General features: G+C 38.7%; 31 protein-coding genes and 1 other RNA gene. 21 read left to right on the top strand and 11 right to left on the bottom strand.

Annotation, left to right across the window (positions count from 1 at the left end):
• Positions 1-26: 26 nt before the first annotated feature.
• Positions 27-371, bottom strand: a complete 345-nt coding sequence (locus SporoP32a_RS06785; protein WP_085427210.1) for a DUF3899 domain-containing protein — start codon at positions 369-371, stop codon at positions 27-29.
• Positions 372-561: 190 nt separating this feature from the next.
• On the opposite strand from SporoP32a_RS06785, the gene SporoP32a_RS06780 reads away from it, so the two are divergent.
• From SporoP32a_RS06780 to SporoP32a_RS06755, 6 genes are all read left to right on the top strand, one after another.
• Positions 562-2,301, top strand: coding sequence for a peptide ABC transporter substrate-binding protein (locus SporoP32a_RS06780; protein WP_085427209.1), 1,740 nt, complete (start codon positions 562-564; stop codon positions 2,299-2,301).
• A gap of 176 nt (positions 2,302-2,477) precedes the next feature.
• Positions 2,478-3,410 (top strand): oligopeptide ABC transporter permease, encoded by a 933-nt coding sequence (gene opp3b / locus SporoP32a_RS06775; RefSeq protein ID WP_085427208.1) that lies wholly within the window; start codon positions 2,478-2,480, stop codon positions 3,408-3,410.
• On the top strand, positions 3,410-4,435 hold the full coding sequence (gene opp3C / locus SporoP32a_RS06770; protein ID WP_085427207.1) for an oligopeptide ABC transporter permease: 1,026 nt from the start codon (positions 3,410-3,412) through the stop codon (positions 4,433-4,435). The genes opp3b and opp3C overlap by 1 nt, the downstream gene beginning before the upstream one ends.
• 15 nt (positions 4,436-4,450) lie before the next feature.
• A complete protein-coding gene (locus SporoP32a_RS06765) occupies positions 4,451-5,515 on the top strand; it encodes an ABC transporter ATP-binding protein (protein ID WP_085427206.1) in 1,065 nt (354 codons plus the stop codon).
• Positions 5,515-6,447, top strand: coding sequence for an ABC transporter ATP-binding protein (locus SporoP32a_RS06760; protein WP_085427205.1), 933 nt, complete (start codon positions 5,515-5,517; stop codon positions 6,445-6,447). The genes SporoP32a_RS06765 and SporoP32a_RS06760 overlap by 1 nt, the downstream gene beginning before the upstream one ends.
• Before the next feature lie 245 nt (positions 6,448-6,692).
• Positions 6,693-7,433 carry a YtvA family blue-light photoreceptor gene (locus tag SporoP32a_RS06755; RefSeq protein WP_085427204.1) on the top strand — a complete coding sequence of 247 codons (741 nt, stop codon included), beginning with the start codon at positions 6,693-6,695 and terminating at the stop codon, positions 7,431-7,433.
• A 42-nt stretch (positions 7,434-7,475) separates the two neighbouring features.
• Here SporoP32a_RS06755 and SporoP32a_RS06750 read toward each other — a convergent pair whose 3' ends face one another.
• Entirely contained in the window at positions 7,476-7,964 is a 489-nt protein-coding gene (locus SporoP32a_RS06750) for a DinB family protein (protein ID WP_085427203.1), read from the bottom strand.
• 81 nt (positions 7,965-8,045) lie between these two features.
• On the opposite strand from SporoP32a_RS06750, the gene SporoP32a_RS06745 reads away from it, so the two are divergent.
• The 6 genes from SporoP32a_RS06745 (at position 8,046) to SporoP32a_RS06720 (ending at position 12,531) form a co-directional block, all read left to right on the top strand.
• Positions 8,046-8,684, top strand: a complete 639-nt coding sequence (locus tag SporoP32a_RS06745) for a pentapeptide repeat-containing protein (protein ID WP_085427202.1) — start codon at positions 8,046-8,048, stop codon at positions 8,682-8,684.
• Positions 8,685-8,853: 169 nt separating this feature from the next.
• A complete protein-coding gene (locus SporoP32a_RS06740) occupies positions 8,854-9,408 on the top strand; it encodes a GNAT family N-acetyltransferase (RefSeq protein ID WP_085427201.1) in 555 nt (184 codons plus the stop codon).
• A gap of 90 nt (positions 9,409-9,498) precedes the next feature.
• Entirely contained in the window at positions 9,499-10,164 is a 666-nt protein-coding gene (msrA, locus tag SporoP32a_RS06735) for a peptide-methionine (S)-S-oxide reductase MsrA (RefSeq protein ID WP_232319605.1), read from the top strand.
• Positions 10,165-10,260: 96 nt separating this feature from the next.
• Positions 10,261-11,433 carry an MFS transporter gene (locus SporoP32a_RS06730; RefSeq protein WP_085427200.1) on the top strand — a complete coding sequence of 391 codons (1,173 nt, stop codon included), beginning with the start codon at positions 10,261-10,263 and terminating at the stop codon, positions 11,431-11,433.
• 11 nt (positions 11,434-11,444) lie between these two features.
• Positions 11,445-12,029: a histidine phosphatase family protein gene (locus SporoP32a_RS06725; protein WP_085427199.1), complete on the top strand. Its 585-nt coding sequence runs from the start codon at positions 11,445-11,447 to the stop codon at positions 12,027-12,029.
• Positions 12,019-12,531, top strand: a complete 513-nt coding sequence (locus tag SporoP32a_RS06720; protein ID WP_085427198.1) for a YcxB family protein — start codon at positions 12,019-12,021, stop codon at positions 12,529-12,531. Before SporoP32a_RS06725 ends, SporoP32a_RS06720 begins: the two co-directional genes overlap by 11 nt.
• 35 nt (positions 12,532-12,566) lie before the next feature.
• Here SporoP32a_RS06720 and SporoP32a_RS06715 read toward each other — a convergent pair whose 3' ends face one another.
• Positions 12,567-14,189, bottom strand: a complete 1,623-nt coding sequence (locus SporoP32a_RS06715) for an ABC1 kinase family protein (protein ID WP_085427197.1) — start codon at positions 14,187-14,189, stop codon at positions 12,567-12,569.
• Positions 14,190-14,219: 30 nt separating this feature from the next.
• Positions 14,220-14,411 (bottom strand): hypothetical protein, encoded by a 192-nt coding sequence (locus SporoP32a_RS06710; RefSeq protein ID WP_085427196.1) that lies wholly within the window; start codon positions 14,409-14,411, stop codon positions 14,220-14,222.
• Between the two features lie 126 nt (positions 14,412-14,537).
• Between SporoP32a_RS06710 and SporoP32a_RS16750 the strand changes: the two genes are divergently transcribed.
• On the top strand, positions 14,538-14,684 hold the full coding sequence (locus tag SporoP32a_RS16750) for a hypothetical protein (RefSeq protein WP_157129941.1): 147 nt from the start codon (positions 14,538-14,540) through the stop codon (positions 14,682-14,684).
• Between the two features lie 52 nt (positions 14,685-14,736).
• Here the strand turns inward: SporoP32a_RS16750 and SporoP32a_RS06705 are convergent, their stop codons facing one another.
• Together SporoP32a_RS06705 and SporoP32a_RS06700 are read right to left on the bottom strand one after the other, a co-directional pair.
• Positions 14,737-15,483 carry an AAA family ATPase gene (locus SporoP32a_RS06705; RefSeq protein ID WP_085427195.1) on the bottom strand — a complete coding sequence of 249 codons (747 nt, stop codon included), beginning with the start codon at positions 15,481-15,483 and terminating at the stop codon, positions 14,737-14,739.
• A 45-nt stretch (positions 15,484-15,528) separates the two neighbouring features.
• The gene (locus SporoP32a_RS06700; RefSeq protein WP_085427194.1) at positions 15,529-16,320 is read right to left on the bottom strand and encodes a class II aldolase/adducin family protein; all 792 of its coding nucleotides are present in this window, start codon (positions 16,318-16,320) and stop codon (positions 15,529-15,531) included.
• Positions 16,321-16,504: 184 nt separating this feature from the next.
• On the opposite strand from SporoP32a_RS06700, the gene SporoP32a_RS06695 reads away from it, so the two are divergent.
• The 3 genes from SporoP32a_RS06695 (at position 16,505) to SporoP32a_RS17435 (ending at position 19,031) form a co-directional block, all read left to right on the top strand.
• Entirely contained in the window at positions 16,505-17,326 is an 822-nt protein-coding gene (locus tag SporoP32a_RS06695; protein ID WP_085427193.1) for a Cof-type HAD-IIB family hydrolase, read from the top strand.
• 145 nt (positions 17,327-17,471) lie between these two features.
• Positions 17,472-18,008 (top strand): acyl-CoA thioesterase, encoded by a 537-nt coding sequence (locus SporoP32a_RS06690; RefSeq protein ID WP_085427192.1) that lies wholly within the window; start codon positions 17,472-17,474, stop codon positions 18,006-18,008.
• A 240-nt stretch (positions 18,009-18,248) separates the two neighbouring features.
• On the top strand, positions 18,249-19,031 hold the full coding sequence (locus tag SporoP32a_RS17435; protein WP_335696126.1) for an ASCH domain-containing protein: 783 nt from the start codon (positions 18,249-18,251) through the stop codon (positions 19,029-19,031).
• 502 nt (positions 19,032-19,533) lie between these two features.
• Here the strand turns inward: SporoP32a_RS17435 and tatA are convergent.
• Positions 19,534-19,749, bottom strand: coding sequence for a twin-arginine translocase TatA/TatE family subunit (tatA, locus tag SporoP32a_RS06680; RefSeq protein WP_085427190.1), 216 nt, complete (start codon positions 19,747-19,749; stop codon positions 19,534-19,536).
• 183 nt (positions 19,750-19,932) lie between these two features.
• Here tatA and SporoP32a_RS06675 point away from each other — a divergent pair, with 183 nt between their 5' ends.
• From SporoP32a_RS06675 to SporoP32a_RS06665, 3 genes are read left to right on the top strand one after another with little or no spacing between them, the layout of a single operon-like run.
• Positions 19,933-21,300, top strand: coding sequence for a spore germination protein (locus tag SporoP32a_RS06675; RefSeq protein ID WP_085427189.1), 1,368 nt, complete (start codon positions 19,933-19,935; stop codon positions 21,298-21,300).
• A complete protein-coding gene (locus SporoP32a_RS06670; protein WP_085427188.1) occupies positions 21,297-22,394 on the top strand; it encodes a GerAB/ArcD/ProY family transporter in 1,098 nt (365 codons plus the stop codon). The genes SporoP32a_RS06675 and SporoP32a_RS06670 overlap by 4 nt, the downstream gene beginning before the upstream one ends.
• Complete coding sequence (locus SporoP32a_RS06665) at positions 22,391-23,515, top strand: Ger(x)C family spore germination protein (RefSeq protein WP_085427187.1); 1,125 nt, start codon at positions 22,391-22,393, stop codon at positions 23,513-23,515. Before SporoP32a_RS06670 ends, SporoP32a_RS06665 begins: the two co-directional genes overlap by 4 nt.
• Positions 23,516-23,582: 67 nt before the next feature.
• Here SporoP32a_RS06665 and SporoP32a_RS16745 read toward each other — a convergent pair whose 3' ends face one another.
• From SporoP32a_RS16745 to SporoP32a_RS06655, 3 genes are all read right to left on the bottom strand, one after another.
• Positions 23,583-23,747, bottom strand: coding sequence for a hypothetical protein (locus tag SporoP32a_RS16745; RefSeq protein ID WP_157129940.1), 165 nt, complete (start codon positions 23,745-23,747; stop codon positions 23,583-23,585).
• A gap of 130 nt (positions 23,748-23,877) precedes the next feature.
• The gene (locus SporoP32a_RS06660; RefSeq protein WP_085427186.1) at positions 23,878-24,375 is read right to left on the bottom strand and encodes a DUF3231 family protein; all 498 of its coding nucleotides are present in this window, start codon (positions 24,373-24,375) and stop codon (positions 23,878-23,880) included.
• Between the two features lie 66 nt (positions 24,376-24,441).
• A complete protein-coding gene (locus SporoP32a_RS06655; protein WP_269466768.1) occupies positions 24,442-24,927 on the bottom strand; it encodes an antibiotic biosynthesis monooxygenase family protein in 486 nt (161 codons plus the stop codon).
• A gap of 153 nt (positions 24,928-25,080) precedes the next feature.
• On the opposite strand from SporoP32a_RS06655, the gene SporoP32a_RS06650 reads away from it, so the two are divergent.
• Positions 25,081-25,404, top strand: coding sequence for a four-helix bundle copper-binding protein (locus tag SporoP32a_RS06650; protein ID WP_085427185.1), 324 nt, complete (start codon positions 25,081-25,083; stop codon positions 25,402-25,404).
• Between the two features lie 61 nt (positions 25,405-25,465).
• On the opposite strand, the gene ssrS is transcribed toward SporoP32a_RS06650, so the two are convergent.
• A non-coding RNA gene (gene ssrS / locus SporoP32a_RS06645) (6S RNA) lies at positions 25,466-25,660 on the bottom strand.
• Positions 25,661-25,772: 112 nt separating this feature from the next.
• Here ssrS and SporoP32a_RS06640 point away from each other — a divergent pair.
• The gene (locus SporoP32a_RS06640; RefSeq protein WP_085427184.1) at positions 25,773-26,006 is read left to right on the top strand and encodes a hypothetical protein; all 234 of its coding nucleotides are present in this window, start codon (positions 25,773-25,775) and stop codon (positions 26,004-26,006) included.
• Positions 26,007-26,010: the final 4 nt, after the last annotated feature.

The raw sequence follows: 26,010 nt of genomic DNA, 5'->3' as shown, positions 1-26,010 counted from the left end.
CCTATAAAGGAAGTACCGAGATTTTTTTATAGATAGTATAAAATAAGCGCCAAAATCATTAAAATGAAAGTTGGCATACCTGCAATGAAGAACCAAGCTGGACTCGCCGACATTACTTCGGATGGAGCACGCATAGATTCGATAGCTTCTCTTTGACCTTTTCTAGCAAACACTTTACGTGAACTCGTCATGAAGAAGTCGAAGAAGCCAGTACGGACGACAAACACAAGCCCACCAAAGAATAACAAAAGACCACTGACGAAAAAGGAAGCATTAATATAGCCTAATAATGAGATTTTACCGTATACTGAATAGGCAGAAATAATAATCACCAGCTGCGATATGAGAAATACAATACTATTACGTTTCATAGAAGTCCTTCTTTTCTTAATTAATGTTGATAGCTACTGTCTATCATACAAGAAATGAGTAAGAATGTGTAGAATCTTCAATAATAGTTTAAAATTAAGATAATATTGTTGTTAGCGTTTACATTCGGAAGTTTTTCTTGTATAATGAAAAAGTTAGTACTTCAAAAACACCAAAGGGGAGGTCAACAATTTGAAGAGCAATAAGTGGCTTTTATTAATGGCACTAACATTAGTGCTAAGTATGTTCTTAGCTGCATGTGGCGGTTCGAAAGACGAAGACAAGCCGGCAGCAGATGGGGACGACAAGGACAAGGATGCGGCAACTGAAGAACCAGAAGAAAAACAGCATGCCAAAGACGAAGAAGGAGAGCCAGATGCAGAGCAAGTATTATACTTAGCTGAATCTGCTGCAATCCCATCTGTTGACTCATCAATCGTAGAAGACGCAGTTGGCTTCAACGTGTTGAATAATATCAACGAAGGTTTATACCGTTTAAACCAAGAAAATATCGCAGAACCTGCAATGGCTGCTGAAGAAGCAGAAGTAAGTGAAGATGGATTGACTTATACATTCAAACTTCGTGATGCAATGTGGGCTGATGAAACACCTGTAACAGCTGAAGATTTCGTTTATGCTTGGCAGCGTGCAATTGATCCAGCAACTGGTTCACCTTACGGACCATTCATGATGTCTGGTGTAGTAGAAAACGCAACAGCAATTTCTGAAGAAAAAATGGAAGTATCTGAGCTTGGCGTTAAAGCTATAGATGAGAAGACGTTTGAAGTTAAACTTGAGCGTCCAGTACCATATTTCTTGTCACTTATGTCATTCGGAACTTTCTATCCACTTAAAGAAGAGTTTGTAGCTTCTAAAGCGGATGCATTTGCAACAAACTCTGATAACCTTCTTTCAAATGGACCATTCGTTTTAACTAAATGGGATGGAACAGGCGATAGCTGGACTTATGTTAAGAACGAACATTACTGGGATGCAGAAAACGTTAAACTTAATGAAATTCATGTAAACGTTGTAAAAGATTCTGCAACTGCAATTAAACTTTATCAAGATGGTAAGTTGGATCGTGCCGGAGTTTCTGGTGACCTAGCTATGCAATACCGTGATGATGAAGAAGCAGTTATTCAACCAGAAACATCTGTATTCTATTTCAAGTTTAACCAAGAGCGTGATGGTAAAGAAACACCACTTGCGAACGAGAACATTCGTAAAGCTATTGCTAAATCTTTCGAAAAGGAAGATATGGTAGATGTAGTACTAGCTAACGGTTCATTAGCTGCAAACTTCTTAGTACCAACAAACTTTGCATTTGATGAAAACGAAAAAGACTTCCGTGATTTAAGCGGCAACCACTTAGAGTACAATGTGGAAGAAGCACAAGATCATTGGAAAAAAGGTCTTGAAGAACTAGGTGTTGAATCTCTTGATCTAGAAATTCTTGGTGGCGACACTGAACTTTCTAAGAAAATGGACGAGTACTTCAAGTCTCAATTAGAAGGTAACCTAGAAGGACTTAAAATTTCGTTGAAAGAAGTACCATTCTCCGTACGTTTGGATTTGGATGGCAACCAAGACTATGATATTCAAGTATCAGGTTGGGGACCAGACTTCCAGGATCCGATTTCATTCTTGGATCTTTTCGTAACAGACGGTACAAATAACTTGATGTCTTACTCTAATCCAGAGTACGATAAATTGATTGAAGATTCTAAAGGCGAATTGGCTCTTAAGCCTGAGGAGCGTTATGAAGCATTCGCACAAGCTGAGAAAATTCTACTTGATGATGACGCTGCAATTGCACCAATTTACCAACGTGGTTTGATCTTCTTGCATAAGCCATACTTCAAAGGCTTAGTTGATCATCCATTCGGAGCGGACTATAGCTTCAAGTGGGCGTATATTTCAGGTAAGTAATAGTATCGTTGTAAAGTCTTGAGTTTAATAGGGGAGAGTATATGGGGATCTGTATTCCATATACTCTCTTTTTAGTAACAGCGAATAGTTGCAATATTTAAAAAGTATTTTGTCGAAAATTGTCAAGTGATTACTAATAAGTAAAGTAAGAAACTCTTTTGGAGGTGTAACGTACCGTGGTTAAGTATATTGGAAAACGCATAGTATATATGTTTATAACGCTATTTTTAATTGCAACTGCCTCTTTTTTCCTCATGCAGACATTGCCTGGTTCACCAATTGCTTCTTACAATAAGTTGAATGATACACAAAAAGCGATTGTTGAAAAGAAATATGGGATCGATAAGCCTAAGCCTGTGCAGTATGCAATCTATATGAAAAATTTGGCTAAAGGTGACTTGGGGACGTCCTTTGTATTTAAAGGTAAGAGTGTCAACGACTTATTGGCTAAAAGATTGAAACCTTCTTTAATCTTGGGAGCGCAAGCGATGGTCTTCGGGACCATTGTCGGTATCCTGCTTGGTATGCTTGCAGCATTAAAGCATAATACATTTTGGGATTACGGAAGCACCTTCTTGGCAATACTAGGTATTTCTATTCCTTCCTTTGTATTTGCATCATTGTTGCAATATTGGATTGCTTCAGAGTGGCATCTATTACCGGTCGGTTTGTGGAATGACGGTTGGAAGTCAAGTGTCCTGCCATCGCTTGCACTCGCTATGGGGCCACTAGCCCTATCCGCGCGCTTTATACGGACTGAGATGATAGAAGTATTGAATTCAGATTATATTATTTTAGCAAAAGCAAAAGGTGCCAATGGGTTTGAAATTGCTTTCAAACACGCATTCCGAAACGCATTAATACCTTTAATCACGGTCCTCGGACCACTTGCAGCTGGCTTGGTAACCGGTTCACTTGTAGTAGAACAAATTTTTGCTATTCCAGGAATTGGTGAGCAATTCGTATCGTCTATCATGACGAATGACCATGCCACGATCATGGGTACGACATTAATGTTCTCAGCCTTCCTCATAGTAGTTATTTTTATTGTGGATATTTTATACGGGGTCATCGATCCACGTATCCGCGTGTCTGGAGGTAAGGGATAATGCGTATTGAAAACGAACAAGAAAAATTAACACCAGAAGATTTTGAGCGAGTGACAATTGACGCGCATCATTCCGAACGTATAGAGAAACCAAGTTTGAGTTTCTGGCAAGATGCATGGTTAGGACTCCGTAAAAATAAAGCAGCTATTGTCAGTATGGTCGTTCTTCTGTTAGTTATACTGATGGCATTAATCGGTCCACATTTAAATGGGCATGCGGGTGACACGCAAAACTTACGTCACGCCAACTTACCACCTAAAATTCCTGGTATTGAAGCAACAGGACTATTTGATGGGGACGGTAAATTAGCTGGAAAAACTGTCAATCTATATGAAATGAAGAAAGTTGATGAGTACTATTGGTTTGGTACAGATGGACTTGGTCGTGATTTATTTACACGACTTTGGGAAGGTTCTCGTGTATCACTATTCATCGCATTTGTAGCCGCGGCTATTGATATGGTTATAGGGGTAGCTTATGGTGGGATTTCCGGATACTTTGGTGGACGGACAGACGACATCATGCAACGGATTGTTGAGATATTGATCGGTATACCTACATTAATTGTCGTCATTTTGATGATTATGATCATGGACCCAGGAATAACTGCGATAATTGTCGCCATCACCATAACCGGTTGGATAGGGATGTCGCGGATTGTACGAGCACAGACATTAAAATATAAATCCCAGGAGTTCGTTTTGGCTTCACGTACGCTAGGTGCCAAAGATGGCAAAATCATTACAAAGCACTTGTTGCCGAATATGCTTGGAATTATTATCATCAATACAATGTTCACGATTCCAAATGCCATTTTCTTTGAGGCATTTCTAAGCTTTATTGGAATTGGACTCCAGCCACCAGCTGCTTCATTAGGTACATTGATCAATGACGGATATAAAGTGATGGAGAATCAACCATACGTCTTATTGTTCCCGGCTATTGTTATCAGTGTTCTTATGATTGCATTTAACTTGATTGGTGATGGACTGCGTGATGCACTAGATCCTAAAATGAAAGATTAAGAGGAGGAGAGCAAGTTGACAAAAATATTAGAAGTAAAAGACCTCGAGCTTTCCTTCCATACATTTGCAGGTGAAGTGAAAGCTATCCGTGGTGTAAACTTTGATTTACACAAAGGTGAAACGCTCGCAATCGTAGGTGAGTCGGGATCAGGTAAATCGGTAACAACGAAATCGATCATGCGACTTCTTCCAGAGTCGAGTGCTGAATATAAAAATGGAGAAATTTTATTTGAAGGAAAAGATCTAACGAAGATCCCTGAAAAAGATATGCAAAAGATTCGTGGGAAAGACATTTCGATGATCTTCCAGGATCCAATGACTTCATTAAACCCGACTATGACAATTGGTAGACAAATTATGGAACCTATCTTAAAACATCAGAAGCTGAACAAGTCAGCAGCACGCAAGCAAACGATTGAGCTATTGAATCTTGTAGGCATTCCTAATGCGGAAAATCGTTATAAAATGTATCCGCATCAATTTTCGGGCGGACAACGCCAGCGTATCGTTATTGCAATTGCGCTAGCATGTAATCCGAAAGTGTTGATCGCAGATGAGCCAACTACGGCACTAGATGTAACGATTCAAGCGCAGATTCTAGAGTTAATGAAAGAAATCCAGAGGAAGACAGATACGTCTATCATATTTATCACGCACGATCTAGGCGTTGTAGCAAACGTTGCAGACCGTGTAGCTGTTATGTATGGTGGTCGAATTGTTGAAATAGGCACTGTGGATGAAATCTTCTATAATCCACAGCACCCATACACTTGGGGCTTGCTAAGCTCTATGCCATCCATGGATTTAGCGGATCAAAAACTTTATGCAATTCCGGGAACACCGCCTGATTTATTGAATCCTCCAAAAGGTGATGCTTTCGCGTTGCGGAGCGAATATGCCATGAAGATTGATATGGAACGTCGGGCTCCGTTCTTTAAAGTGAGTGATACACATTACGCTGCGACATGGTTATTGCACCCACAAGCACCACAGGTTGAACCGCCAGCGCTTGTTATTGAACGTATGAAAACATTTAAGGGTAGCCGGTACTATGTTGAACAGACGGGAGGTACTGTGTGATGTCAGATAATTTAATTGAAGTACGTAATTTGAAACAATATTTTAACGCTGGGAAATCAACTGAAGTACGTGCGATTGATGACATTAGCTTCACTATTAAACGTGGTGAAACATTCGGTTTAGTAGGGGAGTCAGGTTGCGGTAAGTCCACAACAGGTCGTACTATGATCCGATTATATGACGCGACAGCGGGTCAAGTTCTTTACAATGGTGTAGATGTACACGCACCGAAAAGTAAAAAGGAAAATCACGTATTGAATAGAAAGATGCAAATGATTTTCCAAGATCCTTACGCTTCATTGAATCCGAGAATGAAAGTGCTAGATATTATCGCTGAAGGACTCGATATACATGGTCTAGTAAAAGGCAAAGCAGACCGCAAGCAACGAGTAATTGATTTGCTTGAAACTGTTGGGTTGAATCGTGAACACGCTGAACGTTACCCCCATGAGTTCTCAGGTGGTCAGCGTCAACGTATCGGAATTGCTCGTGCATTAGCCGTAGATCCCGAATTCATCATTGCGGATGAGCCAATATCGGCACTCGACGTTTCTATTCAAGCACAAGTTGTAAACTTGTTGAAGGAATTACAGGAAGAGAAAGGCTTGACATATTTATTCATTGCCCATGATTTATCAATGGTTAAATATATCTCCGATCGCATTGGTGTAATGTACTTTGGTAAACTGGTAGAGATGGCTCCAGCGGATGAATTATACCGAAATCCGATGCATGCTTATACGAAGTCTCTACTGTCAGCAATTCCTTTACCGGACCCAGTTTATGAGCGGTCACGTGTACGCCATCCGTATAATCCGAAAGATCATCAATACGAACCAGAGGATAAAGTGGAATTTCGTGAAGTTGCTCCTGAACACTTTGTTTTGTGCTCAGAAAAAGAATTTAACGAGATGCAAGTTGCACGTGTATAAGATAGAAACTCCTCTGACTATTGAAAAGTCAGGGGAGTTTTTTTATTCTATCAGTTGAAAAAGTCTTCAAGTAAATTATCGTGTTCAATGAGACATTTACAGTTTACTTCTATTGATGAAGATAGATTATTCATATTTCTAAGTCTTATATAGAAGAATATGCTACTATAAATAAAAGAATCTATTGAAAACGACGGGATGTGTGAAAAATAAAGAATTTAGCAGACACGATACAAAAACAGTTAATGGAAGCGTTAATTAACGGAAGTAGAGTTTCAGCAATCGTGACAGATGCATCACAAGACGACAATCCTATAATTTTTGTGAATAAAACGTTCGAAACTATGACGGGCTTTACCGAAGATGAGGTATTGGGGCGAAATTGCAGATTTCTACAAGGAGAGGATACGGATCCGTCTACTGTGATGAAAATTAGAAGGGCGGTAGCAGAAAGAAATCCTCTTACAGTTGTGATAAAAAACTATAAAAAGGATGGTAGTCTATTTTGGAATCGCTTAAGCATCCGTCCTATCACTATTGAAGGAAAGAATTTCTTTATTGGAACACAGACAGACGTTTCTGTACAATACAAACAAATAGAAGAGCTTCACAGCAAAGATCATGAGATTGAACAGCTTATGCTTCCTATTATGATGATTTACGATAATTTGGCAGCTGTTTCGTTGATCGGTCAGATGAATGAAGAACGATTTGATTTGCTAATCGAGAAGTTAAGTAGTTTTGTCCACTCTCAAGCAGTGGATCATGTAATGGTTGATGTTACGGGTCTCTATTGGCATGAAGAAACTTCTATAGAGCGTCTTTTGGAAATACAACAAGTTCTGGAGCTTATGGGCAGCAGTTTATATGTCACGGGAGTCTCTCCAGATCTAGCGCGTAAGTTGGTGGCAGCTAAAGATCCGAATCAAGAGTTGAAAACATATTCAAGTATTCAGCAAGCAATTTTTTATATCGATAGAAAATAAAATGACCCCCACTATACTGATGATACGTAGTGGGGGCCTTTATCAGATACCGATTTGATTTTTAACTTCTTTAATTTGTTCAATATGACGCAACTCGTGATAACCGACAAATGGAATCCACTGTGTAAGGCTCATTTCACCAAAAACAGGGTGCGGATAAGATTTCACTGCTAATTGATCTTCTGTTGCACTATCGGCAACTTCACGTAAAGCGGTATGAGTAGCGGAAAGCTTAGACTTTAATTCAGCTAGCGTAGAATAGTCATCTGTCGGTGTAGCGAAGTCAGGTGCATCTACTTTGGTTGATCGATCTACTGTAAGCTGAATCGGCTTGTCTGTTGTGATATTCTGCTCATCGGAAGCTAGCTGCTTCTGAATAGTTTTAGTGACTCCACCTTCCATCAAATACAGATGTTGTAAAAGTTGTTTGACGGACCATTCGTTTTCGGAAGGCTTTTTATTGATCTCTTCATCTGATAACTTTTCTACTTGCGCTAATAGTTCTTTACGTGCTTGATCATTAATTTCCATTATCGTCACCTCTTTTTATAATAGTACCATTTACTGGGCCATAATTCTTTTGGGAAAGCCTGAAGAAAAGGAGAAAATAAAATGAAGCGCAATCAACCAAAAATTCCTGATCACTTACTATCCGTACAGCTACAGGATGTACGACATGATGAAGATCCCTTTTTGCAGAATGCATGTATAGTCGATGAAAGACTAGATGGACAAGAAATTGAGCGTGTTCAATTAACTAGCATGCTTATTAAGAATTCAAGTTTTCAAGGAGCCTCTCTACCTGAACTTTTTGTTACAGATGTTCGGTTTGAAAACTGTGATTTTTCTAATGCGGACTTGACCGGTATAAGCATTCATCGAGTAAGCTTTCATAATTGCAAAATGCTAGGCGTGAACTTTACAAATTCTCGATTCACAGATGTCTTGTTTGAGGAATGTATATGCAATCTTTCTGCGTTTGTTCATGCGAAATGGGAAAGGGTCTGGTTCGACAAATGTCTCGTTAAAGATGCAGATTTCTTTGATTGTAAACTGAAACATACCTACTTTATAGAAAGCAATCTGGATTCTGCTAGTTTTGATGAAACCCCATTGAAAGGTGTGGAGATTAAGACTTCAGAATTCGAAAGTATGACTGTATCATTAAAAGAATTAGAAGGTTGTATTGTATCTTCTTTGCAAGCAATTCAATTCGCCTCAATGTTGGGGTTAGATATCCGCGATGAATAATGCATTGCTAGGGAATACTAAAAGTGGGTAAAAATATTTAATCAGGATGGACCTTTCATTCTCTCATTATTACAAATACCTAAGTTGACTTTCTTTTCTGGCAGACTTAAAGTAGGTATATAAGAGATGGGAACGGGATAAAGTAACTGCCAGTGAAAGGGGTTAGGATATGTTCGTGCATCAAGTATCAGAGGATATTTCATTAAAACTTGTAGGACAGAAAGACGCAGAAGTGTTATTTGCCTTGGTTGATGAGTCAAGAGAACATTTGCGGGAGTGGTTGCCGTGGGTGGATTCCATGACTGATGCGGATCAGTACGGTCCTATTATTGAAGCTTGGTTACAGCAGTTTGCTGAAGAAGATGGATTTCAAGCGGGGATTCTGTATAAAGGAGACCTAGCTGGCTTCGCAGGATTTCATTCAGTAAACTATGTAAATAAGCAAACAAGTATTGGTTTTTGGCTAGCAGAGGCATATCAAGGAAAAGGTATTATGCATGCCGTGGTCTCCTCACTGCTTGACTATGCTTTTGACGAATACAATGTACATCGCGTAGAAATTCGCTGTGGTACGGAAAATAAAAGAAGTCGAGCGATTCCTGAACGATTAGGGTTTAAGAAAGAAGGAATCATTCGTGATGGCGAGTACTTGTATGATCATTATCATGACTTAATTGTATATAGTATGCTTGAAGATGATTGGAAAAAGCACAGGAAATCTTGATGCATTTCTTACAGAGTCCACCTCTAAATGGACTCTTTTTTATATTTATATTTCCATTATAGTGAGATTAATACGAGGGAGTGGTTCGACTTGCTAACTATCAGTGAAATGGAAAAAGAACTAGTACAGAACAGGGAAATGGAAACTGCAACATTTGGAATGGGCTGCTTTTGGGGTCCTGAAGCACGCTTCGGTAGCTTACAGGGGGTAATAAGGACAAGGGTGGGCTATGCAGGCGGTACTACGGTTGCCCCCACTTATAAGACAATCGGAGATCATACTGAAACCGTGGAAATCGATTACGATCCGAAGATTATTTCATACGAAGAAATACTACTTCATTTTTGGCGTAATCACTATCCTAATCGAGATCAATATAAAGGACAACAATACGTCTCTTCATTGCGTTATCGTACTGATCAACAAAAACAGATGATTATTCAAGTGAAAAATGAAATGGAGAAGGAGCTTGGGGAGCAGATTGAAACGGAAATCACGCGATTAGAACAATTCACACTAGCTGAAGCACGTCATCAGAAATACTATTTGAAGCGCTACCCAAATGTTTTGGAGCAGTTACATCCTCTATATACTTCTGAAGAGTCGTTAACGGATTCAACATTTGCTGCTAGATTGAATGGTTTCGTCAAAGGATTTAGCACACGAGATCAAGTTTTGACCGAAATTGAAAGCTGGCCACTACAGGCAAGTGCACGTCAACATCTCATTCGACAGTTTTTGCAATTAAAGTGGTGAAATCAATAAAAGATCGAATCTTTTCTTCTTGTAACTTCATTCCACGCTTGCTATGATGTTCCAATATCAACATAGAATGAACGTAGGAGAGAGTAAATGAAAAAGGAATCTATCACATTAGGGCTATTGTTGACGAATTTACTGATCGCCTTTTTAGGAATTGGATTAGTCATTCCTGTCATGCCTAGATTAATGAATGAATTACATATAACAGGTACAGTGGTGGGCTATATGGTGGCAGTCTTTGCCATGGCGCAGTTGCTAGTTTCTCCTTTATCAGGGAGATGGGTCGATACATTTGGTCGAAAAAAGATGATTGTCATTGGCTTGATCATTTTTAGTTCATCAGAGTTTTTATTTGGAGTAGGACAAACATTGCCAGTGCTGTTTGCTTCCCGAATTTTGGGTGGAATCAGTGCGGCTTTCATTATGCCAGCCGTTACAGCGTTTATTGCGGATATTACGACGATGGAAACGCGCTCTAAAGCGCTCGGTTTTATGTCTGCCGCGATTTCCACAGGCTTTATATTAGGGCCGGGTATTGGTGGGTTTTTAGCTGGATATGGTACGCGGGTTCCTTTCTTCTTTGCAGGTGGACTCGCCTTGGTCGCAGCAATTTTTTCTTTTATCGCTTTGCGTGAACCAGAACGATATCAAGAAGCAGTTGCAGAGGATGTAACTAAGCCTGGATTAAAGAGGATTTTTGCCCGTCATTATTTCATCGTTTTTATCATTATTTTAATACTATCTTTTGGTCTCGCATCGTTTGAATCGATTTTTAGTTTGTTTGTGGATCATAAATTTGGATTTACACCAAAAGATATTGCGATCATCATTACAGGGAGCGGTCTAGTTGGGGCTGTTGCGCAAGTACTATTATTCGATAAGCTTGCCAGGACAATAGGGGAGAAACGTTTGATTTTCTTTTGTCTGATATTTTCTTCGATTTTAGTCTTCCTCGCGACGTTCGTACAGAGTTATTTTGCTGTATTGGCCGTTACGATGATCATCTTTGTAGGGTTTGATTTAATACGACCTGCAGCAACTTCTTATTTATCTAAAGTTGCTGGCAATGAACAAGGATTTGTTGGCGGTATGAACTCGATGTTCACTAGTATTGGAAATGTGTTTGGACCCATTATAGGTGGAGCGTTGTTCGATGTCGATGTGGATTATCCTTTCTATTTCGGTGCATTTGTATTAATGCTTGGAGTAGCACTTAATTATCTATGGATAAAAAGAACACCAGCTTTCAGACCTAATATCTAGGAGGGATTTCATTGACCATCGTAGGTTTTGTTCGACACGGTGTGACTGCTTGGAATAAAGAAGGCCGCGCACAAGGGAGTTCGAATATTCCTTTGGACGAAGAGGGGATAGAGGCCGCGAAGATGTTAGCATCACGCTTGGCAGATGAAGATTGGGATATCATTTTCACGAGCCCGATGACTCGCGCTAAACAAACAGCGGATCTACTTGCAGAGCAGTCCGGGATAGAAGTTATAGAAGATCAACGTCTGCGTGAGCGAAGTGGTGGAATGATTGAAGGCACGACGGAACAAGAACGCCAGCAGAAGTGGGGACCACTGTGGAAGGAATTGGATTTGCAGTTTGAGACTGGAGAGAGTGTAGTGGCTAGAGGTCTTGAATTTGTGAATGAACAGGTTCAAAAGTATCCTAATCAGCGTCTACTCTTCGTCAGTCATGGAAGTTTTATTAAACGAATAGTTGTTGCATTGTTGGAAGATGAAAATTATGCTGTAAAGATCGATAACACTTCCTTAACAGTGATAGATGTAGAAAAGAAAAGTTGTGTATTGTTGAATGATACGGCACACTTAGCAGGAGGAACAGATGGAGATTGAGTATGAATTGACCGAGGAAGATGTTGTTGCATTTAATCTATACCATGTGAAACATTCCAAGGTGGGAAAAAACTCACTACAGTGGCAACGATATATATCCCCACTCATATTTTTATTGTTTGCTTACTTTTTGTCTGTTTTTACAGACATGCCAAGAGGCCCGCTGTTTGCAACGTTTGGTTTGACCGCTATTTTATGGGTGATGTTATATCCAAAGTATTTCTATTTCCACATCACGCGACAAGTTGGTAAGATGCTGAAAGCTGGAAAAAATGAAGGTCTTGTTGGAAAACATTCAATGAAAATGAATAAGGCGGGTATAAATGATAAAACAGTAGTTGGTGAAACGAATGTACAGTGGATTGGTGTAAAGGATCTGATTGAAGATGCTGAGTACTTTTATATTTACATTAGTACTGTTAGCGCATATATTATACCGAAACGTGATGTCTATTCAACAGAAGGTTTAAAAGCTTATGTACAAAAACGAATAAATGCATAATAAAAACTCAGGGTTTATTATAAACTCTGAGTTTTTTAATTTTCTAGCCGACGATATCGCCAGAAGGAAATCACTAGAACAATACTTGAGCCTATTGCTAATGTAGAATAATCGTCAAGTAAACTATATGCAAGAGTACCGAAAGAGCCCACTGCTACAATACCTGCGAATAAACGGTTCTGCATCTTTATTTGGAATTTGCGATGGTCTATATCGCGTTGTTTCATATAGCTATGGATTGCTGCAGGTTGCTCCAAAAACGAAGAAATTCTTGGTCCAAAACTTCGAATCTGCCCTACACCGTTTAATAACGAGCGCTGAAACTCTTTAGGGTTAGTAAACGGATTTTTATCTTTACTCTTCTGCTTAGCCCATTCTACTAAACGCGGTTTAGTGATAGCGAGTAAATCGATTGTGGGATCTAGTATATAGAGAACACCAACAAATACGGATACTGCGCGACCAAGAAAAGCGAAGTCAGCTGGCATTTGTACAGGTTGTGTTCGGACAATCACTTGCAGATCCCGAAGAAGATTCTCCACAACGAGCCCATTCATATCATATAAATCATTTGATTCGTATGCTTTCACGACTTTCTCGATGGCGTTGGCCAGCACTTTTCGATCCGCGTTAGGGAGTAAGAAGTTCATCGTCTCCAAGCCATCGATAACTCTGTCGTATTGCTTGAAAATGACACCTTCTGTGACTACGAACATTGCATCTGCATTTTCCTGTGTAATATTGACGACCATGCCGAAATCGATCAATACAAGCGTGCCATCTGAACGTATGAGTATATTGCCGCCATGTGGATCAGCATGGAATTGGCCACCTTCAAGAATTTGTTCCAAGAACAATCGAAACAAGCGATCAGATAATTTTTTACGATCGATATGATGTTTTTCTAAAAAAGGAATGTCAGTTATTTTGGAGCCTTCTATCCACTCCATTACAAGAACCTTTTTAGTTGTATATTCATCATAATAAACTGGGAACTTGACCCCTGCCATGTCGGGAAATCGTTCAGCGAAACCTCGGCCGTTCTTCATTTCTTCAACAAAGTTTAGTTCTGCGCCAATCACGTCTGTCATTTCTTGATACAATAAATCTAAATCGATTTGTTTGCCTACGGAAGATACCTTCTTAGCCAGCCAAATGACAATTCGTACGGCCTTAAAATCTGCACGTAAAATACGCTCGATATCGGGACGTTGAATTTTTATGGCGACTTCTGAACCATTATGTAAAACTGCTCTGTAAACTTCGCCAATAGATGCAGATGCTACAGGCTTTGATGTAATATCCTTTAGATATTCGCTGTGAGGATTTCCCCATTCATCGTCTAGCAATTGTAATGCCTTATCAGAAGGAACCGGTGTAACCTGATCAGTAAGACCTTCTAATTCTGCAATGAATGATGCGGGCATGATGTCTGCACGTGTAGAAAGGAACTGCCCTAGTTTGACAAGTAACCCACCTAATTCAAGTGCCGTTTTTTTGTAGACTTTTGCTTGTTTTGTAACAAGCGTATTCCACTGATCGGTAACGGTAGGTGTAAAATTACCTCGATGGCGTCTTTGAAATATTATTATTTGAGTGAAAAATACGATTGCCATCCATACAATGCGTGTAATACGGTAACTAGCAGAACGCTTCATAGGCAGCTCCTCTTTCTGCAACAATCAATTTTATCTCTTATCAGGTTTCATTTCTCTTAAGCCCATTCTCATAGCAGCTACAGCACTCGTCACATTTAATATGACAGCAACCGCTAAAAACAACCATTTTAATTTCTCGGGTAAATCCAGAAAAATCGCTAAAAATAGAAATGTAAAACCAATGACCAGCATTAGTAAGTAGATAGACAATTTTTTAGGCACAAGTAGTCCACCTTTCTTAGGTAGTACCCTTATTGTAGCATGAAAAAACAAGAAATTTAAAAAGCGCGTTTTATTTTGCGTGTTTGGGGAATAATATAGTCATTCAATTAGACAGGAGTGTGGAAAATGACGAAAAGTTATGCAGATACACCTGGAAATGATAATGAAAAGAGTTCCGCGAAACTAGCCAATGAGGCGGCAAAAAAAGCCGAAAAACAAGTAGAAGAAATTAAAAAAGATGCAAGAGAGCAAGTAGAAAAAGAAAATAAGTAATGTCAAAAAGCGATTATTTCCGAGGGAATAATCGCTTTTTGGTGATATATATTCATTTTAGCAAATAATGTAGCATTCGATCTTTGTCGTCAAAAAACTGCTTCATAATTTGATAGTGGCTTGTCTCTTCAAGTGTCGTTTCATGTGCACCTTCATCTGTAAATTCGATAATTTTTGCACCTGGATAAGATAATAGAAGGGGCGAATGTGTTGCGATCATGAACTGTGATTCTTCACCCACAAGGTCGTGAATCCTGCTTAGCATGGAAAGTTGACGCATAGGTGATAAGGCAGCTTCAGGTTCATCTAGTAAGTAGATGCCGTTACCTCTAAAGCGATGAATGAAAGTCGCCCAAAAAGATTCGCCATGAGACTGTTCGTGTAATGATGTCCCTCCAAAGCCATCTATAATCCGAGGACTCGTACCAGGTGCATGATCCAGCTCTTCAATCGTCGTCGCCAAGTTGTAGAAAGTTTCTGCACGCAGAAAAAATCCATCTTTCGGTCGGGCGACACCTTTTATGAGTGTGATATATTCATCTAAGATGGAATGTGAATCGTAAGTAGAAAAATTGAAGTTCAGCGAACCGCCTTCTGGATTAAAACCAAAGGAAACTGCGATTGCTTCAAGTAATGTAGATTTCCCCATCCCATTCTCTCCAACGAAAAACGTCACATTAGGATGAAAATCCAACTCAGTGAGTGTATTGATACTAGGTAAATGAAAGGGATAGTGTTCAAAAGAAGGAACCATGTCCCGCTTCAAGCGCATTCCACGAATGAATTGTTTGGAATACATAGGATGACCCCCTTTTTATGACGGATGACAAATGATGAAGATAGATTAATCCAATAGGTCCGGTTCCTCACTTACAATCATTTCCCATAGCGGCTGGAAGTTTTCCCAACCATCGATATCTCTTCCTACTTGCTTGGCGGTGTTAGCAGCAAACTCTGCAGGAATCGGATTGACAATACCTGCGGCCTCCGCAAGTAATTGAACTTGGCAAGAACGCTCAAGCGTAATAAACCAAAATGCAGCAGCATCAACAGTCTGACCAACAGTTAAGGGACCGTGATTTTTAAGGAACATTGCCTTGTTATTCGCTAATGCGTTTGCAACTTTTACTCCTTCATTATCTTCATACACTACACCAGAAAACTCATCCAATACAGAGTGATCATTGTAAAATGCACAAGCATCTTGTGTTAATGGATCGATCAATCTACCTGTAGATGCCCAAGTCTTTCCGTACACAGGATGTAAGTGAACTGAAGCTGTGATATCTTCTCTAGCTTCATGAATCGCAGAGTGGATCACTAGAGCCGATTTATGAAGAGAGTATTTACCTTCTACGACTTCACCGTCTGGATTTACTAAGACAAGATCGGATGCTTTGATCTTGCCAAATGGTATCCCGTACGGATTCACCCACATATGATCCTTGAATTCTGGATCGCGATACGTTGCGTGACCAGCGACACCTTCTGTAAAACCAAAACGGTTAAATAGTCGGAACGCACCTGCTAATCGCTGTTTATTATGTTGGCGTTCTTCATCAAGGGTGGTAAATATAGGGTATTGCAAATAATCAATTACATTCTTGCCGCTTACACGTTCTTCTATGAAATTCATGAAATAGACCTCCACTTTAGTAATTAGATGTTCTTTAAAAAGAATAACGTGATTTTACGAAAATATCAAACTTAATTTCATTATTTTATTACTTCTAACATTAATAATAGGCAACTTCACAGCATATCTGATAGGTAATTGGTAAACTACATGTTAGATAATGAGATGCGAAAGGGGCATGAAAATGAATTCTGATAAAAAAGTTGTGTTCTTTGATTTAGACGGTACTTTAATGAATCATGATAAAACGATTTTAGATTCAACTAAACAATCACTTACGGCATTGCGTAAGAAGGGGATCTACACTGTAATATGTACTGGCAGAGCGCCACTGATGTTCAAATCGTTGCTAGAGGAACTAGAATTTGATTCCTACGTATCCATGAATGGACAGCATGTAGTTTGGGAAGGAAAAATAATCTATTCGAATCCTATGAAACCTGAAGTTATTCAGCAACTTACCGAACTTGCTCATAAAAATGGTCATGGATTAACGTACTCCACGTTTGAGTCGTTTGTCACGAACGCTGAAGCACATCCCCTTGTACAAGAAGGAACAGCGCGATTAAGAATACCTTATCCTGTCGTCGATCCGGAAGTATATTCCCATTCTGACGTGAATCAGGTTCAGATATACTCTACGCCAAAAGAAACGGAAGAATATATGGAATTATTTAAAGGTTACTCCTTTGTCAGATGGGATGAAAGTTCTGTGGATATGTTGCCTGAAGGGGCTTCCAAGGCAATCGGTATTCAAAAGATATTAGAACATCTGGATATTCCTACTGAAAATAGCTATGCATTTGGAGACGGTGCAAATGATATGCAAATGATTGAGGCAGTAGGCACTGGAATAGTAATGGATAATGGAATACCGGAATTGAAAGAAATAGCGGATTTTGTTACCGCTTCTTGTTCAGAGGATGGAATAATGAAAGGTTTACTTCAAGTCGGTTTACTAGAGGAGAGAGACATTCCATTACTTCAACAAAACTGTAAACACTAAGTCGAACTATGTAAAATGAAAATCATTCTTGACAGTTGTGTGAACGAAGAGTATATTTAGATGATATACAAATGGAGAATATTTTAATTTTTCAAATTACTTATAGAGTAATTTGGTTCACTTCTTAGAGGAGGCCGTGTTTACAATGAAACTAGAAAAGCAGTGTCGGGATTCAAGGGTCGTACGAACGAGCAGGGTATTTCCTAATGACGTCAACAACCATAATACGTTGTTTGGCGGACGTTTAATGAGCGATATAGATCAAATCGCATCGATTTCCGCAGCCCGACACAGCAGAGCAGATTGTGTTACGGCATCTATGGATTCCGTCGACTTCCTGTATCCAATACGTCCTTCTGATTCAGTCTGCTTTGAGTCATACGTGACGTGGACTGGAAAATCTTCCATGGAGATTTTCGTAAAAGTTATTGCAGAAGATTTAGCAACGGGTAGTTGTAAAATAGCAGCAACTTCATTATTGACATTTGTTGCATTGGATGAGAACAAAAAGCCTTTAACTGTCCCACGTGTTATTCCTGTAACGGAAGAGGAAATATATTTACATGAAACTGCACCACAACGCGCAGAAATACGTAAAATGCGAAAACAACAGAGTAAGGAATTGGCAACTGTGTTAACGAATAATTACCCATGGCATGACCCAGTACAAGTGAATGCATAAAAATACTCAGTCAACTTCGTTTGACTGAGTATTTTTATAAAAGGATGTATAACTTCCAATACTATGATCCATACTACTAATAGATAGGACGTTCTCTAATTCGTTTTCTTGGAGGATACCTATCTTTTTATTGTTCAAAAATATATTCAACCATATTAAACACACAAAATGTATCAGAAAATAGTTAGTTAAAGCTATAATAGGAAAGAATATAGAGAAAGTAAGGGGATGTATCCAATTATGGTTAAAACGATTACTGCGGAGGAATTACTCAGCAAAATAAAAGCCGAACAAGAACTTGTACTCCTAGATGTACGTGCTGAGGATAAATATAATCAATTCCATATCGAAGCAAACACGGTAGAAGATTTAAACGTGCCGAAAACAGAAATCTTTGCGTTAGAAAACGAAGTGGAAAAAGTGATCCCACAGTTGACGAAAAATAAAGAGATGATTATTACGTGTACAACAGGAAATTCTGCAACTAAATGTGCAACCATTCTTTCAAGTAAAGACTACGATGTTACAGTATTGGAAGGCGGAATAACTGCGTGGAAAGAATATGTGAGTAACGAGTCAATTGAACGAATATGGGAAGAATTTAAGAGAGTTCATCCGGACGCGCCTGCACAGTACGAAGCATGGTCTTTCGGTAATTCAAAACAAATGGCGGATGAACTTGCAAAGTTGGTAGTGGAAGGAACTAAAACAGCTACATCTTCTAACTACACACTCTACGAATTAGAAGATGAACCGTTACCAGCGGTAGGTCTTCACAATATTATTTTGGACGGCAATGGAATAGCGGTCGCAATCGTCGAAAATGTTTCAGTAGAAGTAATACCTTTCAATGAAGTGACAGAAGAACATGCGTATTTAGAAGGGGAAGGGGATCGCTCATTGCATTATTGGAAAAAGGTTCATGAAGAGTTTTTTACAAATGAATTAAAGGACGTAAATCAAGTCTTTTATCATGAATTGCCTGTAGTTTGTGAGACGTTTAAATTGTTGTATAAGAACTAAATTAGCCATGTAGAGTTATTGAGCTAACAGTAAGTATTCATCATAATATTTGAATGCTAATTAGATTACTTCTATTGGTAGGAAAAGGAGATTTTGAGCCCGTATTATTACGGTATTCAACATCTCCTTTTGTTTATAAAAATTATTGCTGAACAGGTTCAACGATCTCTTCACTTTCTATTATTCCACGTGTAGCTTATGCGGTGCCGATGGATCAATTAAAGATCTATGAATTACAGAAATTTGATTTTCGTGTTGAACCGGTCATGATCAAAACAAAGGGTGAGCGGGTTTCCAAAGCTGCATCTCAATTTTGGGAGTTAGTAGATTCTGTGCATAACGACATTAGCTTTAACAGGTGATAACAGAAATTGTTCAATTGAAATTCAAGATGTTTAAGATACAATGAGTATTTTCTTAAGAATTTCATCTTTGTAATCTCATCTGCAATGCTAATACAAAAAATCCAATCACATACGCGATTGGATTTTTTGTATAGATTTTATTTTACTTGTTCTTTCGTTTCTACTTTTTGTACTTCTGTTTTCTTGGGCTCATCATCATCGTCATCCATAATGTCTTTTGCCGATTTCTTGAATTCAGACAATGTCTTTCCTACTGCCGAACCAATTTCGGGTAATTTACGAGGGCCGAACAAAATTAAAATAATCACTAAAATAATAATTAAGCCAGGTACTCCAATTGCGGCTAAGTTCATAGCGATTCCTCCTCTCATTGCTTGAAAAATGTAGTCCTCTATATATCATAACCTATATTTGGTTGCACAAAACACTATTTGAAGATTTAAATGAAGAAGAGTAATTCATCCCTCTAATGATTAAACTTCCAATGATTGGACAAACTAATAAATAACTTGTTTGATGAGAAAGAAGTGATGAGTATGGATGAAGCAACACGTCATATAGAACCACCTGCATACTTTACACGTTTGGCTACACGACTAGAACCAACTGCAGATATAGTGAAAAAAACTTTGAAAAGTAGAGGTCGAGTAGTGCACCTTTTGTATTTGAAAAGTGTAGTAGATATGATGCAACTACAAGAAATTGTGGTGAAACCTTTCTATGAGATGTCAGCCGAACAGAATTTTCCCGAGTATATACAATCATTACCTTATGAAACCAAGATGCCAACTGGAGATGAAGAGGTTCTTATAGAAATAACGAAGGGTAATGTCTTTGTCATGATCGACAAGCAAATCACGTTACTTGAGTTAAAAATAGTAGCAGCCAATGCAGTGCAAGAGGCTATTATGGAGCCTACAGTGCACGGTCCCCAACTTGGGCTCAGTGAGAGTAGTGAGACGAATATTAATCTAATGCGCCAACGCTATCATAAGCCTTCCTTGATTATTGAACCGATGCAATTGGAAGATGCTTCGAACCGTGATATTGCATTAATTTACGATGGAGAAAGAGTAAATCTTCAGCTATTGAAGAAAATTAGAAAGCGTATTCTAACGTTGGATGTAGAGCTGGTTCAGGCAAGCGGAGACTTACAGTATTACTTGAATAATAAAAAATACAGCTTGTTTCCAACCAGTCTTCTGACTGAGCGCCCAGATCGTATACTCCATAATATGGCGGTTGGAAAAGTCATTATATTAGTAGATGGAAGCCCTCATGCGATTATTGCACCTACAACGTTCTTTGATTTTATGCTTTCGATGGAAGATGCGTATTACTCATTTTGGGTAGTATCGTTAATACGATTTCTTAGATATGCAGGATTGTTTACATGTATTATGTTGCCATCTATATATGTTGGCGTTACTTCCTATACACCGGAAGTCCTCAGAACAGAGCTTGCTCTGACGGTGGCAGCGAGCAGGATTGGCGTTCCGTATCCCTCGTTTATTGAAGTGTTTTTCATGTTGATATTTATTGAACTACTGACGGAAGCTAGTATGCGGTTGCCAAATAGTATTAGCGCGACGGCTACAACAGTTGGAGGGTTGATACTTGGTACTGCAGCAGTAGAGGCTGCATTGACATCAAACATCATGGTCATTGTCGTCTCCCTTGTAGCGATTTCCACCTTTGTTATCCCAATAAGTGAAATGAATTACGCTGTCAGGGTTTGTCGTTTTTTACTATTGTTATATACGACGGTATTTGGTCTAGCAGGAATGATACTCGGAATGCTGGGTTTGTTGCTGTATTTGGTGAACAAAGACAGTTTCGGCGAGCCATATTTACGGATGTTTTGGAAAAATAGACAGGAAGAATTGAAGGTGGATGATTCATGAGCCGCTTTGTTTATTTTTTACTTATATCTAATATGACTGCCAACCTCATTGCGGCTAGTCCAAGAATCTTTTTCGCTAAGAGTGAAGAAGGAGCAATTGTCACAATGATCATTGCGTTATTTTTCGGCGTATTTATGAACTGGGCATTGATCACTTCTTTCAAAGCGTTTCCGGGGAAAAGCTTACCGCAAATTTTATCTTTATATCTATCGAAGTGGATTACTATTCCGGCATTATTTATCCTAGGAGTGATTTGGTATGTTTCGGGTCTTCAGACACTGATTACATACATAGATATTCTTTTACGATTTTTAACACCTGAGATGTCTGTTTATTTAGTGATTGCGATGTTCATTCCAGTGATCACTTTTGGAGTCATCATGCAAAGTCGGAATATATTATTTACACTTGAATTGGTGTTTGTTTTGGCATTTCCTGCTGCTGCATATTATATAGTAAAACTTTACTTTGCTGAACAGGTGAGTTGGGATCATGTGGGAATTGCGATGACTTTTATAGATAACCCACCTGACTATACAGTATTTACTACTGCGATATATTTATTTGTTGGAGCTTTTGATATCATTATTTTCAATTCATTCCTTAATAAAAAAATGACTTTTGGTATTAAGCAGGCTTTAATTGTGTTTATTTTGGGCGCTTTTGCACTTTTTACGACTTATTTTATTCCGATAGGTGTATTAGGATTTGATCAAGTGGAAGGTATTATGTACCCATGGATTCTGACCAGTGATTCTATTCGAATGAAGTTCGGGGTAATTGAGCGTGTAATATTTATATTTTTGCTTCTATTCTTAGCGATTGCCTTTTTAAATATAACGATTCATTGGCATGTTGCTTGTAAATTATTTCAGAGTGCCTTTGGTATAGAACATGTGAAATTGAAGTTGCGTAAAAAAGCCAGTCTTATCATAGTAGTTACGGTATTTTGGTTAATCGCAATCTATACAACACTAAAAGTTACTGAGTATGATTTGTTTCTTTACAGTAAGTATTACTTTAATACGATTCCAGTAGTATTTATTGGTCTAATGATTCTTATGCATGTAGTGAATAGGAGGGCGAAGTCTTGAAATTCCTCTCAGTGAGTAAATGGTTTATGGTTGTTTTATGTATGAGTGGTCTGTTGCTTCAATATGGCTGTGCGTTCAAAGATATAGATAAACGCTTATTTGTGTCTGCGATTGGGATTGATCCTGCCGAAAATATTGAGAATGGATATAAAGTGACATTGAAAGTCGCTTTGCCATTTGGCGCAATTAAAGATTCCCCCAAGCCTAGTTTTGCGTATCTGTCACGTGAAGGACAATCGATAGGCGAAGCGATTCGTATGCTGGAGACACATGTAGACAAAGTATTGGAACTCGGTCATATGAAAACCATTGTTGTTCATGAAAAACTTCTTAGGGATGATATGCAGTCGTTCATGGATTATTTTATTCGACGCGGTGATATCGAATTAATCGCATATGTTGCAGGTGCCAGACCGTCTGCCGAAACGATTTTAAAAGTTGAGCCAAATACTGAAGCACCGGCATCGGTTTCTTTAATCAACTTTTTTGGAACGACAGCGAATGATAGTCCATACGTTGTGACGACTTATTTGTTTCAATTGCGCAGAGATATACTAACTGACGGTATTAATCCTGTTGTGCCATTAATTGAAACAGATGAAAAAGGCGATGAACTCATAGTAAATAATGCTGTAGTAGTGGACGGAAGGGAAGACCCAGCTGTTTTATCTACCACTGAAACGAAATACTTTAATTCATTATTGAAACATTCAACTGGATTCACTTATTTGGTAAAAGAAGGAGGTTTGGAGTTATTATTGCATATTAGCCAAACGAAGATGACGTATCAATTTGTACCGAATAAAGGAAAATCGGCACCGCATGCGATAGATATGCACATTGGGATGAAAGGGACGATAGGTGAAGCTAATAAAGATTTATCTATTGCTAAATTGGATGAATATAATCGATTGGCCTCAAAAGAAGTGAAACAAAAAATCTTCCACTTTCTAACTAAAATGCAAGAGGAAAATCTGGATCCTTTTGGCTTTGGCTTACGTTACCGAACGACACGGTTGCATACAGAAGATACATTTACTACATGGCAACAAGCATACCCTGATATTGAGTTTAAAGTCACTGTGGATGTCAAACTACAGGGCACAGGAACGATAGAATAACTACTAGAAAAACGTCATCCATCAAAGTATTGGATGACGTTTTTCTAGTAGTTTTATGAAAGCTCTTTTACTTTCTATGGTTACGTCGCTCTTGATTTTCCAAGTTAGCTGGTTGCTGGCGCTTCTGATCGAAAGTAAACTCCTCACCGAACTCCATATTATCTAGCTGATGCGGCTTATCAAGTTGTACAGGTTGTACTTGCAGTTTTCTCTCAGGCTTCCGTTTTTTCATGGTAATCCACATCCTTCCTACCATTTAGATGAATTTCATTTACTTAGTTAGAATGAGTAAAAATACAGAATCTATTCATACTAAGAAAAAACTTCGCCAGCGATATGCGCTTGACGAAGTTATATGACGATTAGTTTAAATGTAGTGGTGGAGGAATGATCCAACCCTTTGATTTATTTAAGCTTAATAATTTGGCACCGAATGCTACTTTTTCCATATGGCATTTGGCAAACAGTGTCGCAACATCTTCACGTAAACATTGACCCATTGCCATGCTGCATGAGACTAATCCCTGACCTACGTTAATTGATATAGCTCCACTGATTTCGGGATCCATAAAGCGTGCACCAGCAGGAATTTCCTCGGCATTTGCTTTTGGTCTTTCCGGAAGGGCAGGAGGCGGTGTGATTCCATTGGCTTTCAATACTTTGCCAAAGTCTTTATTCTCGGCTTTCATAGTTTTGATAGCTTCTTCTAGTAGTTGAATCAGATCTTCGTCACCAGCATGATTAACAAAAGCTTCATACCCACTGATTAGTCCATTATTCGCACCCATAAATGACCAAATGGCTGTAACTTCTCCGTAATGTAAAGGCTGATCTTTTGGATTACCATCTAAAATACCCACAAAAACACTCTCCTCATCATTGTTTTAACTTCATGAGTAGTCTTTGCAGATATCCATTATTTATACTTACTTTTTATATGTCGTTACAAATGAAGGTCCAGAGAAAATATTAGGACGCTGATCGACGCCTTCTTTTGTGCCGCGCTTTGCATGTGCTTTTCCATAAGCTTGCGACTCTTGCCAGTTTTTGAAGGACTCTTCGTCTTCCCACATAGTTAAGATTACATATGTGTCGGAGTGTACAGGTCGCAATACACGGATTGCTACGAATCCTGGTTCTGCCTCTATAAGACGCGCACGATTATTAAAGCGCTGTTCAAACGTTTCTCTACCTTCTTCTGTTACTGGAATATTGTTTAATACTGCGAAACGACCAGAAGGTAAATCTCCGCTTTGATCCAAAATATCATATTCGACGGCTTGTTCGAGAGTTGTCGTTTCCGCTTCTTGCAGAACGAGCACTTCTTCATCATTATTCATTAATGATGCACGCGCTTCTTCTGGTAAGTTACCTGTTTCTTCTAGTGGGCCTGTCCATTTAAATAGTTTCAATTCAAACACCTCATCATTTTCTATTTTGTTGATTACTATACAGTATAACGGAGAAATGAAAATGCTTTCAATAAATAAGAAATACATGTTAGCTGTTTAATTTTAAAAAGGGAGGGAAGAGTATGTATAAAACTACTAATTGGAGGCGTTTGAATGAATCAAAAATACGAAGACGTGTTAGCTGTATTAGAGGATTGCGTCAAGGCTTGTAACCATTGTTTTGATGTGTGTTTGAAAGAAGAAGACGTAGGTATGATGGCAGACTGTATACGCTTGGATCGTGAGTGTGCGGATATCTGTACATATGCAATTCAAGCGATTTCTCGCCAAAGTCCATTTACGGATAAAATTTTGCAGTTATGTGCTGAGATTTGTGAACAGTGTGCAGAAGAGTGTGGCAAGCATGATCATGAACATTGCCAACAATGTGCTGAAGCATGCCGTAAGTGTGCGGACGCTTGTCGTAGTGTAGCGTAATAACGTATATACATTCAAAATAAAAAACCTTCCATACAAGATGGAAGGTTTTTTCTACGTTATGTAAGCCGTGTTTGCCGTACGTTGTCATAGAAAGTTTTAAACCACCACTCCTCAAAGTGGGTGTTTGCGGAAAACGTTCCTGTATGTCTGGGTTGCTAAAAAGGAATCCAGCATGCCATTTCCGTTTCGTAATAAACTCCCTTTTACAGCTTAAAGGTTAAAACTTAATGTCATACGAACAATACAGCTTGTAGATTTATCTTACACCTGTAAAAGTGAAAATGCAAATGGAAGGTTATTCTTTTTCGTGAAACCAAAACGTACTATAGAACGTATAGAAGTGAAAAGATAAGGAGTGATCATGTATGGAACAGCATGAAAACAGCTCAGAAAAAAAGGAACTTATCATCAGACAGACACAGGAAATCAATACCTTACATCAAGAAGTAGATGAATTGCGCAAAGAAGTAAAACAACTACGTGAAGATATTGATTTAATTGATGTCTTTCAAAAAAAGCCAGTCATCACTGCTGCGGTAATAGGACAAATTGGATCTTTTATTATAGCCATACTAGTTATTATTGGAATATTTTTTTAATGCG

Source organism: Sporosarcina ureae (assembly GCF_002109325.1).
In the GTDB taxonomy this organism is placed as follows: domain Bacteria; phylum Bacillota; class Bacilli; order Bacillales_A; family Planococcaceae; genus Sporosarcina; species Sporosarcina ureae_C.
This window is presented reverse-complemented; position numbering and strand designations above follow the sequence as displayed.

Excerpts from the sequence above, each read along its gene's own strand:
- SporoP32a_RS06670 (WP_085427188.1), top strand. The coding sequence starts at position 21,297 with ATGAGCCGCTTTGTTTATTTTTTACTTATATCTAATATGACTGCCAAC.
- SporoP32a_RS17435 (WP_335696126.1), top strand. The coding sequence starts at position 18,249 with ATGGTTAAAACGATTACTGCGGAGGAATTACTCAGCAAAATAAAAGCC.
- SporoP32a_RS06750 (WP_085427203.1), bottom strand. The coding sequence starts at position 7,964 with ATGGAAATTAATGATCAAGCACGTAAAGAACTATTAGCGCAAGTAGAA.
- SporoP32a_RS06740 (WP_085427201.1), top strand. The coding sequence starts at position 8,854 with ATGTTCGTGCATCAAGTATCAGAGGATATTTCATTAAAACTTGTAGGA.
- SporoP32a_RS06715 (WP_085427197.1), bottom strand. The coding sequence starts at position 14,189 with ATGAAGCGTTCTGCTAGTTACCGTATTACACGCATTGTATGGATGGCA.
- SporoP32a_RS06640 (WP_085427184.1), top strand. The coding sequence starts at position 25,773 with ATGGAACAGCATGAAAACAGCTCAGAAAAAAAGGAACTTATCATCAGA.
- opp3C (WP_085427207.1), top strand. The coding sequence starts at position 3,410 with ATGCGTATTGAAAACGAACAAGAAAAATTAACACCAGAAGATTTTGAG.
- SporoP32a_RS06690 (WP_085427192.1), top strand. The coding sequence starts at position 17,472 with ATGAAACTAGAAAAGCAGTGTCGGGATTCAAGGGTCGTACGAACGAGC.
- SporoP32a_RS06720 (WP_085427198.1), top strand. The coding sequence starts at position 12,019 with ATGGAGATTGAGTATGAATTGACCGAGGAAGATGTTGTTGCATTTAAT.
- SporoP32a_RS06675 (WP_085427189.1), top strand. The coding sequence starts at position 19,933 with ATGGATGAAGCAACACGTCATATAGAACCACCTGCATACTTTACACGT.
- SporoP32a_RS06785 (WP_085427210.1), bottom strand. The coding sequence starts at position 371 with ATGAAACGTAATAGTATTGTATTTCTCATATCGCAGCTGGTGATTATT.
- SporoP32a_RS16750 (WP_157129941.1), top strand. The coding sequence starts at position 14,538 with ATGACGAAAAGTTATGCAGATACACCTGGAAATGATAATGAAAAGAGT.
- SporoP32a_RS06755 (WP_085427204.1), top strand. The coding sequence starts at position 6,693 with ATGGAAGCGTTAATTAACGGAAGTAGAGTTTCAGCAATCGTGACAGAT.
- SporoP32a_RS06695 (WP_085427193.1), top strand. The coding sequence starts at position 16,505 with ATGAATTCTGATAAAAAAGTTGTGTTCTTTGATTTAGACGGTACTTTA.
- tatA (WP_085427190.1), bottom strand. The coding sequence starts at position 19,749 with ATGAACTTAGCCGCAATTGGAGTACCTGGCTTAATTATTATTTTAGTG.
- SporoP32a_RS06700 (WP_085427194.1), bottom strand. The coding sequence starts at position 16,320 with ATGAATTTCATAGAAGAACGTGTAAGCGGCAAGAATGTAATTGATTAT.
- SporoP32a_RS16745 (WP_157129940.1), bottom strand. The coding sequence starts at position 23,747 with ATGAAAAAACGGAAGCCTGAGAGAAAACTGCAAGTACAACCTGTACAA.
- SporoP32a_RS06705 (WP_085427195.1), bottom strand. The coding sequence starts at position 15,483 with ATGTATTCCAAACAATTCATTCGTGGAATGCGCTTGAAGCGGGACATG.
- SporoP32a_RS06760 (WP_085427205.1), top strand. The coding sequence starts at position 5,515 with ATGTCAGATAATTTAATTGAAGTACGTAATTTGAAACAATATTTTAAC.
- SporoP32a_RS06650 (WP_085427185.1), top strand. The coding sequence starts at position 25,081 with ATGAATCAAAAATACGAAGACGTGTTAGCTGTATTAGAGGATTGCGTC.
- SporoP32a_RS06745 (WP_085427202.1), top strand. The coding sequence starts at position 8,046 with ATGAAGCGCAATCAACCAAAAATTCCTGATCACTTACTATCCGTACAG.
- SporoP32a_RS06730 (WP_085427200.1), top strand. The coding sequence starts at position 10,261 with ATGAAAAAGGAATCTATCACATTAGGGCTATTGTTGACGAATTTACTG.